At 64.5% G+C, this 12721-nt stretch carries 14 protein-coding genes; 11 read left to right on the top strand and 3 right to left on the bottom strand.

The window, feature by feature from the left end; translation table 11 throughout:
- Window positions 1-12: 12 nt before the first annotated feature.
- From PLAV_RS08150 to PLAV_RS08120, 7 genes are all read left to right on the top strand, one after another.
- Window positions 13-543 (top strand): cytochrome b, encoded by a 531-nt coding sequence (locus PLAV_RS08150; protein WP_012110517.1) that lies wholly within the window; start codon window positions 13-15, stop codon window positions 541-543.
- Window positions 544-551: 8 nt separating this feature from the next.
- Window positions 552-1142 (top strand): cob(I)yrinic acid a,c-diamide adenosyltransferase, encoded by a 591-nt coding sequence (locus PLAV_RS08145; RefSeq protein ID WP_012110516.1) that lies wholly within the window; start codon window positions 552-554, stop codon window positions 1140-1142.
- A 236-nt stretch (window positions 1143-1378) separates the two neighbouring features.
- Window positions 1379-2128, top strand: coding sequence for an electron transfer flavoprotein subunit beta/FixA family protein (locus PLAV_RS08140; protein WP_012110515.1), 750 nt, complete (start codon window positions 1379-1381; stop codon window positions 2126-2128).
- A complete protein-coding gene (locus PLAV_RS08135) occupies window positions 2125-3066 on the top strand; it encodes an electron transfer flavoprotein subunit alpha/FixB family protein (RefSeq protein ID WP_012110514.1) in 942 nt (313 codons plus the stop codon). The genes PLAV_RS08140 and PLAV_RS08135 overlap by 4 nt, the downstream gene beginning before the upstream one ends.
- 198 nt (window positions 3067-3264) lie before the next feature.
- The gene (locus PLAV_RS08130; RefSeq protein ID WP_041535913.1) at window positions 3265-4140 is read left to right on the top strand and encodes a 3-hydroxybutyryl-CoA dehydrogenase; all 876 of its coding nucleotides are present in this window, start codon (window positions 3265-3267) and stop codon (window positions 4138-4140) included.
- A 65-nt stretch (window positions 4141-4205) separates the two neighbouring features.
- Complete coding sequence (locus PLAV_RS08125; protein WP_012110512.1) at window positions 4206-4730, top strand: PAS domain-containing protein; 525 nt, start codon at window positions 4206-4208, stop codon at window positions 4728-4730.
- 69 nt (window positions 4731-4799) lie between these two features.
- Window positions 4800-5630, top strand: coding sequence for a class I SAM-dependent methyltransferase (locus PLAV_RS08120; RefSeq protein ID WP_012110511.1), 831 nt, complete (start codon window positions 4800-4802; stop codon window positions 5628-5630).
- Here the strand turns inward: PLAV_RS08120 and PLAV_RS08115 are convergent.
- Window positions 5624-6226 carry a TlpA family protein disulfide reductase gene (locus PLAV_RS08115; RefSeq protein ID WP_245545251.1) on the bottom strand — a complete coding sequence of 201 codons (603 nt, stop codon included), beginning with the start codon at window positions 6224-6226 and terminating at the stop codon, window positions 5624-5626. The genes PLAV_RS08120 and PLAV_RS08115 overlap by 7 nt on opposite strands.
- Before the next feature lie 63 nt (window positions 6227-6289).
- Between PLAV_RS08115 and argH the strand changes: the two genes are divergently transcribed.
- From argH to PLAV_RS08095, 4 genes are read left to right on the top strand one after another with little or no spacing between them, the layout of a single operon-like run.
- Entirely contained in the window at window positions 6290-7672 is a 1383-nt protein-coding gene (argH, locus tag PLAV_RS08110; RefSeq protein ID WP_012110509.1) for an argininosuccinate lyase, read from the top strand.
- Between the two features lie 13 nt (window positions 7673-7685).
- Window positions 7686-7919, top strand: coding sequence for an LPS translocon maturation chaperone LptM (gene lptM / locus PLAV_RS08105; protein WP_012110508.1), 234 nt, complete (start codon window positions 7686-7688; stop codon window positions 7917-7919).
- A 51-nt stretch (window positions 7920-7970) separates the two neighbouring features.
- Window positions 7971-9239 carry a diaminopimelate decarboxylase gene (gene lysA, locus PLAV_RS08100; protein ID WP_012110507.1) on the top strand — a complete coding sequence of 423 codons (1269 nt, stop codon included), beginning with the start codon at window positions 7971-7973 and terminating at the stop codon, window positions 9237-9239.
- Window positions 9240-9289: 50 nt separating this feature from the next.
- Window positions 9290-11788: a TIGR02302 family protein gene (locus PLAV_RS08095; RefSeq protein ID WP_012110506.1), complete on the top strand. Its 2499-nt coding sequence runs from the start codon at window positions 9290-9292 to the stop codon at window positions 11786-11788.
- On the opposite strand, the gene PLAV_RS08090 is transcribed toward PLAV_RS08095, so the two are convergent.
- Entirely contained in the window at window positions 11785-12168 is a 384-nt protein-coding gene (locus tag PLAV_RS08090) for a response regulator (RefSeq protein ID WP_012110505.1), read from the bottom strand. The genes PLAV_RS08095 and PLAV_RS08090 overlap by 4 nt on opposite strands.
- Before the next feature lie 5 nt (window positions 12169-12173).
- Window positions 12174-12719, bottom strand: a complete 546-nt coding sequence (gene hpt, locus PLAV_RS08085) for a hypoxanthine phosphoribosyltransferase (RefSeq protein WP_012110504.1) — start codon at window positions 12717-12719, stop codon at window positions 12174-12176.
- Window positions 12720-12721 lie beyond the last annotated feature (2 nt).

Below are 12721 nucleotides of genomic sequence, written 5' to 3'. Positions count from 1 at the left end.
GAGGATGAAGCCATGACAACGGCGGAGACGAAAGACGCAAACGGCAATTTCAGCACCGGCTTCAAAAGCTTTCATTGGGCGGCCGGCGTGCTTGTGCTGCTGATGCTCTATAGCGGCTTCACGCTGAGCCGCGAGACCGCGACCTGGCATTTCGGCACCGGCATCGTGGTGCTGGTGCTGATGGTGGGCTGGCTCGCCATTCGCGGCCGCCAATCGCGCCCGCCCCTGCCCGCCGACATGCCGCGCTGGCAGACAATCACCGCCAGGGCGACGCATCACAGCCTTTATCTTCTGGTGACGCTGCAGCCGATATTCGGGCTGATGATGGTGACGACATCCGATCGCGAGCCGGTGGCCTTCGGCTTCATTCCGCTGAAGATCGCGGAGAACGGCGTCATCAACGAGATCGGACATGTCGGCCACATGATAAATGCCTACCTGCTGACGGCACTGGTGCTGCTCCATATCGCGGGCGCGCTGGAACATCACTTCATCCGCCGCGACAATGTGCTGAGGCGGATGCTGCCTTTCGGAAAGGCCTGACGGCGCGAATGGTTACGCTCAACCGGATATACACGCGGACCGGCGACAAGGGCACGACGGCGCTGGCAAGCGGCGAGCGCGTGCCGAAACACGCGCTCCGCATCGAGAGCTATGGCACGGTGGACGAGACGAATTCCGTTCTCGGTATTGCGCGGCTCCATACGGGCGGCATGGCGCGGCTCGATACCATGCTGATGCGCATCCAGAACGACCTCTTCGATCTCGGCGCCGACCTCGCGACGCCCGACCGGGGCGAGCCTCTCGGCTATGAGCCGCTGCGGATCGTGGATGCGCAGGTCGAACGGCTGGAAAAGGAAATCGACGAGTTGAACGGCGCGCTGGAGCCGCTGCGTTCCTTCGTGCTGCCGGGGGGGACGGCGGCGGCCGCCCATCTCCACCTCGCCCGCACCGTCTGCCGCCGCGCCGAGCGGCTGGTGACGGCGCTGATGGAGGAGCCGGACGAGAAGGTGAGCGAGGCGGCGCTCCGCTACCTGAACCGGCTCTCGGACTTCCTCTTCGTCGCCGCCCGCTATGTCAATCATGGCGAGGATGGGAACGGCCCCGGCGACGTGCTCTGGGTGCCGGGCGGCAGCCGCTGAACAACCGGGATTCCCTATTCGTTGACAGGGGAGGGCCAGCCCACTAGGTTCCCGCACCGCAACAGCAGCTATGTGGCAGCGGGCGCGTTTGGCCTGGTTTTTCCCGGAAAACAGCCGTTTTCAAGGCAGCCAGCCGCCCCCAGACTACACCAAAACCGGCGCCGAGGTTCCGCGAGCCGGGGGCATCCATTCCCCGGGTCCGCGCCGCCAAGGCAATGCGCAGGGAGTCCGCCTCGATGAAAGTCCTCGTCCCGATCAAGCGAGTGGTCGATTACAACGTGAAAGTCCGAGTGAAATCGGACGGCAGCGGCGTCGATCTCGCCAATGTCAAAATGTCGATGAACCCGTTCGACGAGATCGCCGTTGAAGAAGCGGTGCGCCTCAAGGAAGCGGGCAAGGCGACGGAAGTCGTCGCCGTTTCAATCGGCGTCCAGCAGACCACCGAAACCATCCGCACCGCGCTCGCCATGGGCGCCGACCGCGGCATCCTGGTGAAGACGGACGAAACCGTCGAACCGATCAACGTCGCCAAGATCCTGAAGGCCGTGGCCGAGCAGGAACAGCCCGGCCTCATCATTCTGGGCAAGCAGGCGATCGACGACGATTGCAACCAGACAGGCCAGATGCTCGCCGCCCTTCTCGGCTGGGCACAGGGCACCTTCGCCTCCAAGGTCGAGATCGACGGCGAGACGCTGAACCTGACCCGCGAAATCGACGGCGGATTGCAGGTGCTGAAGCTCAAGATGCCGGCCGTCATCACGACGGACCTGCGCCTCAACGAGCCGCGCTATGCATCGCTGCCGAACATCATGAAGGCGAAGAAGAAGCCGATCGACGAGAAGGCACCGGGCGACTACGGCGTCGACGTGAAGCCGCGCCTCGAAGTGCTGAAAGTAAGCGAGCCGCCGCAGCGTTCGGCCGGTATCAAGGTCGAAACGATTGAGCAGCTCGTATCGAAGCTGAAGGAAGCGGGAGTGATCGGATGACCACGCTTGTTATTGCAGACCACAACAACAAGGCGCTGAACGACGCCACCGCGAAGACCGTGACCGCCGCGTCGAAAATCGGCGGCGACATCCACGTGCTCGTGATCGGCCAGGATTGCGGCGCCGCCGCCGAAGCCGCCGCCAAGCTCGACGGCGTGAAGAAGGTGCTGGTTGCCGACGACGCGCTCTACGCGCATCCGGTTGCCGAGCCGATTTCCGCTCTCGTGGTGAGCCTTGCGGGCAACTACGACGCGATCGTCACGGCCGCCACCACCATCGGCAAGAACTTCATGCCGCGCGTGGCCGCCCTTCTCGACGTGGCGCAGATCTCGGAAATCACCGCCGTTCAGGGCGCCGACACATTCGAGCGTCCGATCTATGCCGGCAACGCCATCCAGACCGTGAAGTCGTCGGAAGCGAAGAAGGTCATCACCGTCCGCACCACCGCCTTCCCGGCGGCCGGTCAGGGCGGCTCGGCCTCCGTCGAGAAGATCGGCGCGGGCGAGAACCCCGGCCTTGCGGAATTCGTGGACGAGAAGCTCACGAAATCCGACCGCCCGGAACTCACCTCCGCCAAGGTCATCATTTCCGGCGGACGCGGCATGCAGAATGGCGAGAACTTCGCCATGCTGGAAAAGATCGCCGACAAGCTGGGCGCCGCCGTCGGCGCCTCGCGCGCCGCGGTCGATGCGGGCTTCGTGCCGAACGACTACCAGGTCGGCCAGACCGGCAAGGTCGTCGCGCCCGAGCTTTACATCGCCGTCGGCATTTCCGGCGCGATCCAGCATCTCGCGGGCATGAAGGACAGCAAGGTCATCGTCGCCATCAACAAGGATGAAGAGGCGCCGATCTTCCAGGTCGCCGATTACGGCGTCGTCGCCGACCTCTTCAAGGCGATCCCCGAGCTCGAGGCGGAGCTGACCAAGATCGGCCTCTGAGACCGGCGCCCTCGCGGGCGGCCTGTAATGACAAAACGGCGCATCCGGGAAACCGGCGGCGCCGTTTCTCTGTCCGGTTGGCCGGAATTGAAGCGTTATGGTGTGTCCCCGGCCTCATTCTTTGCTACCTTATTCGCCGGACCGGCCCGCAGGCGGCACGGGTAGTGAATGACCAGCAGCAGTTACGAAAGACGGGTAATGACATTTCGCAAGGTTGGCGTGATCGGCGCGGGGCAAATGGGCAACGGTATCGCGCATGTCTGCGCCCTTGCCGGCTATCATGTCGGGCTCTACGACATCTCGGGCGACCGCATCCAGGCGGGGCTCGCCACGATCGACGGCAACCTGTCGCGGCAGGTATCGAGCGAGCGCATCACCACCGCCGAGCGCGACGCGGCGCTGGAGCGCCTGACCGCCGCCGAGACGATGGAGAGCTTCGAGGACGCCGACATCGTGATCGAGTCGGCCGTCGAGAATGAAGAGATCAAACGCAAAATTTTCGCCGAACTCTGTCCGCATCTGCGCGAGGACGCGCTGCTTGCGACCAATACGTCTTCAATCTCGATCACACGCCTCGCCGCCTCGACCGACCGCCCCGAACGCTTCATGGGCATGCATTTCATGAACCCGGTGCCGGTGATGGAGCTCGTCGAACTGGTGCGCGGCATCGCCACCGACGATGACACATTCGACAAGATCCGGCATTTCGCCGAGACGCTTGGCAAGAAGATCGCCAATGCCGAAGATTTTCCGGCCTTTATCGTCAACCGCATCCTGCTGCCGATGATCAACGAGGCGGTCTACACTCTTTATGAGGGCGTGGGCTCGGTCGAGAGCATCGACAAGGCGATGAAGCTCGGCGCAAACCACCCGATGGGACCGCTGCAGCTTGCGGACTTTATCGGCCTTGATACCTGCCTTTCGATCATGCAGGTGCTGCATGACGGATTGTCGGATTCCAAATACCGGCCCTGTCCGCTTCTGGTAAAATATGTCGAGGCCGGCTGGCTCGGCCGCAAAACGCAGCGCGGTTTCTACGATTATCGGGGCGAAAAGCCGGTGCCGACGCGCTAGGAATTTTTAACCACGGCCATGCGAAACTGCTCCGTGCGTCACAGAGCGCAGGAACGGGCGGAAAATTGGACGACAGTTTCGCGCAGGGCGAGAGAGCCCGCAAGATCACGCACGAACCGCAATTCATCGACACGCCGGAGCATTCCGCCGTGGCGGAATTTCACGCCTATCTGGAGGCGAAGCGCGGCTCGCGCGAAATGGCGGATCGCGCCGACATAAAGCCGTCCGAGATTGTCCGCTTCCTGCCCAACATGATCATCGCCGAAGCGGTGGACGGCGGCGAAGACTTCCGTACACGTCTCTTCGGCACGGCGCTCGTCGAACTGCTGGGCGAGGAGCGGACGGGCAAGCTGCTCTCCGAATTCGCCGAGGAAAGCAGCCTCGACACCGACCCCGCCGCCGTCCAGACCCGCTGGCTCTACATCACGCGGAAAGCCTTTTTCGGCCGCAAGCCCGTTTTCCTGAAAGTACCTTTCGCCGCCTCGAACCGGCTCTACCTTGTCGGACATGCGATCTCGGCACCACTCACCGCCGGCGGCACCGAACCGGCGCAGACCATCGGCGCGATGTTCGTCACCCGCGCGGATTGACGCTCGCCGGACGAAGCGTATTCTGGCCGGCTTCGCGACAGGCGAAGCGTGACCGCAAGGAACGCCGCCATGTCCGCCGACCATCCAGACGACCCCCTTGCCCTGAACCTCGCTCGCTGGGAAGAGCAAGTCGACATCCATGTCGGTTCCGACTTCTACCGGGTGAAGGAATTTCTCGCCGGCGAAACGAGCCTTGATCCGCTGGTCGCAGGCGAACTTGGCGACGTCACGGGAAAGAAGCTCCTTCACCTGCAATGTCATTTCGGCCTCGACACGCTGTCGCTCGCGCGGATGGGTGCAATTGCGACAGGGCTCGACTTCTCACCGAAAGCGATAGTGGCGGCGAGGAAGCTCGCGGCGGATGCGGGGCTCGACGCCCGTTTCATCAACGCCCGCGTGGACGAGGCGGCCGAGGCGGCGGGCACCGGCTACGACATCGTCTTTTCAAGCTGGGGCGTGCTGATGTGGCTGCCGGACCTTGAGGTGTGGGCAAGGAACATCGCTTCATGCCTCAAGCCCGGCGGCTTTTTCTATCTCGCCGAGGGCCATCCGCTTCTCTGGGCGCTGGACGACGAAGGCAACTCGGTCGAGGAAAACCTCCGCATCGTGCGTTCCTATTTTCTCGAAGGTCCGCAGCAATGGGAGAACGCCCATGATTATGCCGAGCCCGGCGTCACGCTCGCGCATTTCCGCAGCAGCGAATGGCAGCACACGCTGGGCGAGGTGATTTCCGTGCTGGCGGCGGCGGACCTTCATATCGAGTTTCTGCACGAGCATGACGTGCTGCCCTGGCCAGGCGTGCCGAGCATGGAGCGGGTGGACCGCTTTTACTTCAAGGCCCCGGACGGCGCGGCGCGCCTGCCGCTCAGCTATTCAGTAAAGGCGAGGAAGGTTCAGTAAGCCGCCAGAGCCGCTTCGATCAGCGCCTTTGCGTCTTCGCTGTCCCAATGGGCGGGCCCGACCATGCGGCCGATCTCCTCACCCTCCGGCGAGAGGAGCAGCGTGGTGGGCAGGCCGAAAGCCTTGAGGGTGAAATTCGCCTTGCCGCTGGTATCGGTATAGAGGCCGAGATGCGCCGCCCCGACCTCTTTCAGGAAGGCGCGGGCAAGCTCGAGCCCGTTCCGCTCGACGCTGAGCGCGACCACCTCGAAGCGCTCGCTGCCCATTTCGGCCTGGAGCGCATCAAGCGCCGGCATTTCCTCGCGGCAGGGCGCACACCAGGTGGCCCAGAGATTGAGCAGGACGAGTTTTCCCCGGAAATCGGCCAATGTCCGGTCCCGGCCCTCGCCATCCACAAACCGGACCTCCGGCAGGGCCAGGGGCGCGCCAGCGCGGAAATTGGCCACTTCGCCGGTGGCGGCTGCATCGAGGGCCGCGGCAGAGCCGGAAAGGGCCGCCTCATCGTCCGGGTTGCCGCCCCCCCGGCCTATCAAGTATACCGCCCCAGCGGCCAGAAGGGCCGCGCCGGCCAGCATGGCAATAAGTTTCGGCTTCATCTGAACCATCCGCTAGCCTTCAACGCCTCGGGTTTGAGGTCGCACCGCCGCCCGGAGAACGACATGAGCAACAAGATGTGGGGCGGCCGCTTCGGCGAGGGCCCCGACCGGATCATGGAGGAAATCAATGCCTCCATCGGCTTCGACCAGCGCTTCTTCGCCCAGGACATCAGGGGCTCGAAGGCGCATTGCCGCATGTTGGCGGAAAAGGGAATTATCTCAAGCGAAGATGCCGCACAAATCGTCGCGGGGCTCGACGTGGTGCTGGCCGAGATCGAGAACGGCACGTTCCATTTCAAGCGCGAGCTTGAAGACATCCACATGAACGTGGAATCGCGGCTTGCCGACCTGATCGGCGCGGCGGCGGGCAGGCTTCACACCGCCCGCTCGCGCAACGACCAGGTGGCGACGGATTTCAAACTCTATATCCGCGACACGATCGACCATTTGGACGAGCAGCTTGCCGATTTCCAGCGCGCGCTTGTCGACCGCGCCGAAGAACACGCGGCCACGATCATGCCGGGCTTCACGCATCTGCAGACCGCGCAGCCCGTGACCTTCGGCCATCACTGCCTCGCCTATGCCGAAATGGCCGGGCGCGACCGGGGACGGCTGGCCGATGCAAGGCGGCGGCTCAACGAAAGCCCGCTCGGCGCGGCGGCGCTGGCCGGCACATCCTTTCCCATCGACCGCCACATGACGGCGGCGGAACTCGGCTTCGACGGGCCGACGCGAAATTCGCTCGACAGCGTCTCCGACCGCGACTTCGTGCTGGAAACGCTGTCGGCGGCGGCGATTGCCGCGACGCATCTTTCGCGGCTCGCGGAAGAGATCGTGATCTGGTCGACGCCGGGCTTCGATTTCGTGCGGCTGACCGACGGCTTCACCACCGGCTCCTCGATTATGCCGCAGAAGAGAAATCCCGATGCGGCGGAACTGGTGCGCGCGAAATCCGGCCGCGTGATCGGCGACCTGACCTCGCTCCTGATCGTCATGAAGGGCCTGCCGCTCGCTTATTCCAAGGACATGCAGGAAGACAAGGAAGCGGCCTTCGACGCGCTCGACGCGCTGTCGCTGTCGCTTGCCGCGATGACCGGCATGGTGCGGACGCTGACCGTGAACGAGACGGCGATGCGGAATGCGGCTTCGCGCGGCTTTTCGACCGCGACCGACCTTGCCGACTGGCTGGTGCGGGCGCTCGGCCTGCCCTTCCGCCAGGCGCATCACGCGACCGGCGCGCTGGTGGCGAAGGCGGAAAAGAAGGGCACGGACCTCGACGGCCTGACGCTCGCCGAAATGCAGGAAGTGGAGCCCGGCATCACGGATGAGGTATACTCGGTACTCGGCGTCGACAATTCGGTGGCGAGCCGCACGAGCTTTGGCGGCACGGCGCCCGACAACATACGCGCCGCGGTGCGCCGCTGGCGGGACGAGCTTGGCTCATAAGGGGGATTTGAGGATGACGACGCGACATCTGACAGCGGCCGTGCTTGGCCTCGTTCTCCTGACGGCTCTTTCAGCCTGCGGCCGCAAGGGCCCGCTGGAACTGCCGCCGGATGCGAACCGGGCGGAAGCGGAGCCTGTTCAGGCCGAGCCCGTCACCAGCCTGCCCGGCGAGGAAGGCCCCGTCGACGCGCAGCCGATCGACCGGAGCATGAACGATCTCTCGCCGCGCGGTCTGCGAAACTACTGACCGCTCCGCCGGCCCGGCAACGGGCCGCAGCCAGCCGGAAGCCGACAACCGATGCACCACTTCGAGTACCGCGACGGCGTTCTCCATGCCGAGGATGTCGCCATTTCCGACATAGCGGCCGCCATCGGCACGCCCTTTTACTGCTATTCGAGCGCGACGCTCGAACGGCATTACGAGGTTTTCGCGGGCGCCTTCAAGGGCCAGCCCGCGCGCGTTTGCTACTCGGTGAAGGCGAATTCAAACCTCGCAGTCATCGCGACGCTGGCCCGGCTCGGCGCGGGCGCGGATGTGGTGTCGGAAGGCGAACTCCGCCGTGCGCTCGCGGCGGGTATTCCGGCGGAGAAGATCGTCTTCTCCGGCGTCGGCAAGACGGAAGCCGAAATGGCTTTCGCGCTCGAAACCGGCATCGACCAGTTCAACGTCGAATCCGAGCCGGAGCTTGAACTGCTGGCGGAACTTGCCGCCGCACGCGGACTGACGGCGCAAGTCGCCATTCGCGTGAACCCCGATGTCGACGCGAAGACGCATGAGAAGATCGCGACCGGCAAGGCGGAGAACAAGTTCGGCATCTCCTGGAAGCGGGCGCCCGCCGTTTATGCGCGCGCGCGCGAATTGAAGGGCGTGAAGGCCTGCGGCATCGATGTCCATATCGGCAGCCAACTGACGGCGCTCGAGCCTTTTGCCGCCGCCTTCGAGCGCGTCGCCGGCATGGTGGAGGCGCTGCGGGCGGAAGGCCACGAGATCACCCATATCGACCTTGGCGGCGGGCTCGGCATTCCCTATCGCGGCGACAATGATGTGCCGCCGCACCCGGACGAATATGCGGCGATGGTGAAGCGCACCATCGGACATCTCGGCTGCGAACTGACCTTCGAGCCGGGCCGTCTGATCGCGGGCAATGCAGGCATTCTCGTCAGCCGCGTGATTTATGAAAAGCAGGGCGACGACCGCGCCTTCCTGATCGTCGATGCCGCGATGAACGACCTGATCCGGCCGACGCTTTATGACGCCTTCCACGACATCCGCCCGGTGACGGAACCGGCGGAAGGCGCGGCGCGCGTGAGCTATGACGTTGTCGGCCCCGTCTGCGAAACGGGTGATTTTTTCGCCAAGGCACGCGAATTGCCGCGCCTGAAGAGCGGTGATCTCGTCGCCATCATGTCGGCGGGCGCTTATAGCGCGGTGCAGGCCTCGACCTACAATACAAGGCCGCTGGTGCCCGAAGTGATGGTGAAGGGCGCAACCTTCCAGGAAGTGCGTGCGCGCCCCAGTTATGACGCAATGCTGAAACAGGATATTATTCCCTCCTGGCTCGAATAGGTCGCAGCAAGCGCCCGGAGCCGCAACGGACAGGTTGAGGGCTTCAGGCATTGTTCGGCCGCAGAAACGATAATCCGGAACGGAAAGAGAAAGCGGCGCGCGGCACGATGCTGCCTGCCCGCGTGGAGCGGCGCGTGCGCGTTTCCCGCGCATTGCTGGTTCTCGAAGCCCTGCTGCCCGCCCTGTGGCCGGCAACGGGCGTGGCCGGATTTTTCATTGCGCTCGCCTTGTTCGGCCTCTTCTCCGGCTTGTCGCCGCTGCCGCACTGGCTTTTGCTGGCAGTCTTCGGCGCAGCCATCGTCTGGCTCCTGTGGCGCGGCTTTCGCGACTTCCATTGGCCGAGCCGCGACGAGGCGCTGCGCCATCTCGAAAAATCATCCGGCCTACCGCATGCGCCGCTCTCGGCCTATGAAGATGTGGCGGCGGAGAATACCGGCGACCCGGCGCTCTGGGCCGCGCATCGCCGCTGGATCGCCGACCGGCTGAAACGGCTTCGCCTCGGGCTACCCGCATCGCTGCTTGCGGCGCGCGATCCCTTCGCGCTGCGCGCCATCGTGCTGCTGCTGCTCGTGGTGGGCGTGGCGGGAACGGGCCCCGGCCATCTCGACCGCATCGCCGATGCGCTTGTGCCCGGCGCGAGCGGCGCACGGGCGGCAAGCATCGAAGCCTGGGTGACGCCGCCGGGCTATACCGGCAAACCGCCTGTCTATCTTGAGCGCCGCGCCGACACCGAAGCCATGGCATCGCTGACGGTGCCGGAAGGCGCGACATTGTCTCTGCGCGTCCACGGGTTGAAAAACGCGCCGCTGCTCGAAAGCCATGGCGACGAGCGCGCCAAGCCGCAGCCGCTGAACACGGTGAGCGACGGCAATTACGCGATAGACGCACCCTTGACGGAGAGTGCCGATGTCGCGCTGACGGAAGGCGGACGCATGATCCGCGCCTGGCACATCGAGGTGACGCCGGACAAGGCGCCACAGATCGCCTTTGCCGGCCCCCTCGAACAATCGGCCTCGAATGCGCTGCGCCTTGTCTACAAGGTGACGGATGATTACGGCGTCGTCTCCGCCGAAGCGCGCATCGCGCTCACCCGGAAGGAAAAGCCGGACGCACCTAAAATGGATGTGCCGCAACCGCGCGTGACGGCACCGGATGTAAAGCTGACGCTACCCTCGGCGCGGCCGCGCGAGGCCGAGGGCGCGACCTATGCGGAATTGACGGCGCATCCCTGGGCGGGGCTCCCCGTCACCATCACCCTCGCCGCGACGGACGACAAGGAGCAGACCGGGCTTTCCGAACCGCTGCATATCGTGCTGCCCGCACGCCAGTTCACCGACCCGCTCGCGCGCGCCATTATCGAGCAGCGCCGCCGCCTCGCCCTCGATCCGCGCTCGGGCGCCAGCGTGGCGCGCTTCATCGACAATTTCACGCAGGATGCCGACCGCTATATCGAAGACAAATCCGTTTTTCTCTCGCTACGCGCGGCCTATTGGCGGCTGACCGAAGCGCGGCGCGACACCGACCTGACCGGCATCTACGACCTTCTATGGTCGATTGCGCTGAGGATCGAGGATGGCGACCTCTCCCTTGCCGAGCGCGACCTGCGCGATGCCCGCAAGGCGCTTGCCGATGCGCTGGCGGAAGGCGCCGGCAACGACGAAATCGCAAAGCTAATGAACGACCTCAAATCCGCCTTCGACCGCTATATGCAGGCGCTTGCCGCGCAACAGGGCGAGATGCCGATGATGAGCGAGATGCCGGATGGCAATGCGCAGACCATCGATCGCGGCGAACTCGAAGACATGATGAATGCCATTGCCGAACTGGCGCAAAATGGCGCCCGCGAACAGGCAAGCGCGATGCTGGAGCAATTGCAGAACATTCTCGAAAACCTGCAAGTGCCGCAACAAAACGCACAGATGAGCCCCGGCGACAGGGCGATGAGCGAAGCCATCGACGAGATGGGCCAGTTGATTGGCAAGCAGCGCGAATTGATGGACCGCACCTTCCGCGAAATGGAGCGGCAGCGCGCCGATGGCGATCAGGGAACGCCGCTCGGCATGCCGGATGGCAGGCAGCAGCCCTCGCTCGACGGGCTGGCGGCCGAACAACACGCATTGAGCGAACAGTTGAACGATATTTTGAGCAAGCTCGGCGAAGCGGGCGCCGAAGCGCCGGACGCGCTGGCGGAAGCCGGAAACTCGATGAAGAGCGCCGAAGACCGCCTCGGCGACGGCCGCGCAGACCGCGCCACAGGATCGCAGGGACAGGCAATCGAACGCATGCAGGCGGGTGCCCAGGCGCTTGCCGACAAGCTGATGGAAGGAAAAGGCGGACGCGGTCGAGGACAGGGCCAGGCGGGCACCGACCCCTTCGGACGCCCGATGCCTCAATCCGGCACCGCATCCGGCAATGAAGTCACCGTACCGGACAAGATCGACATGCAGCGCGCGCGGCAGATCCTCGAGGAGCTTCGCAAGCGCGCGGCGGAACTGGGCCGGCCGCAAATCGAACTCGATTATCTCGACCGGCTGCTGCAGCGGTTCTAGGCGGTCTTGCCCTCAAGCACTGCCGCAACGCGCGTCACCAGTTCATCGAGCGTGAAGGGCTTCAGCAGAATGTCGTGGATGATCGCGTCGAGCCCATGGGCGCGTTCGCGCTGGCCTGAATAGCCCGTCATCAGCATGATACGAAGCGCCGGCGCATCGCGCGATGCGAGCAGCGCCAGCGAGACACCGTCCATCACCGGCATGAGAATATCCGTCAACAGAAGATCATGCGGCCGGTTCGCCTCCCGCGCGCGGGTCAACGCTTCCAGCGCATCGCTGCCATCGCCGACACCGGAGACCTCATGTCCCGCGCCGCCAAGCGCGCGGACGACGAAGGTTCTGACATCGGGTTCATCTTCCGCAACGAGAATGCGCGCCATTGAGGTCAAGGCTCCACATAGCCGACAAAGGGCAACTGTCTAAAAGCATGCGCCACATCCATGCCGTAGCCCACGACAAAACGATCCGGACAGTCGAAGCCGACGAAATCCGCCTCGATATCGACCGCGAGCTTGCCCGGCTTGCGCAAGAGAACGCATGTCCTGACGCTGCGCGCGCCACGCGCCGCCATCAGATCCTTGGCGAAGGCAAGCGTGCGGCCCGATTCGAGGATATCGTCGACGATGAGAACATCGCGCCCGGAGACCACGGCTTCCGTGTCGCGCACAATGCGGACTTCGCCGAGCGACGTGGTGCCCGCGCCGTAGCTCGAAAGGCTGATGAAATCCATGTCCGGCTCGACGCCCGCCTCATGCAGCGCGCGCAGAAGATCGGCGGCGAAAATGAAACTTCCCTTGAGGATCGGAATGACGAGCGGATCGGCACCAGCCGCAGCCGACACATCCGCCGCGAGCGCCCGCACCCTCGCCGCAATCTCCTCCGCCGGATAAAGCACCTTGATGCGGGCACCCTTCGGCGCGAGGCTGCTCATTC

This window comes from Parvibaculum lavamentivorans DS-1 (assembly GCF_000017565.1).
In the GTDB taxonomy this organism is placed as follows: Bacteria; Pseudomonadota; Alphaproteobacteria; order Parvibaculales; family Parvibaculaceae; genus Parvibaculum; species Parvibaculum lavamentivorans.
The sequence above is the reverse complement of the archived record's forward strand: the minus strand, read 5'-3'. Positions and strand labels throughout refer to the sequence as shown.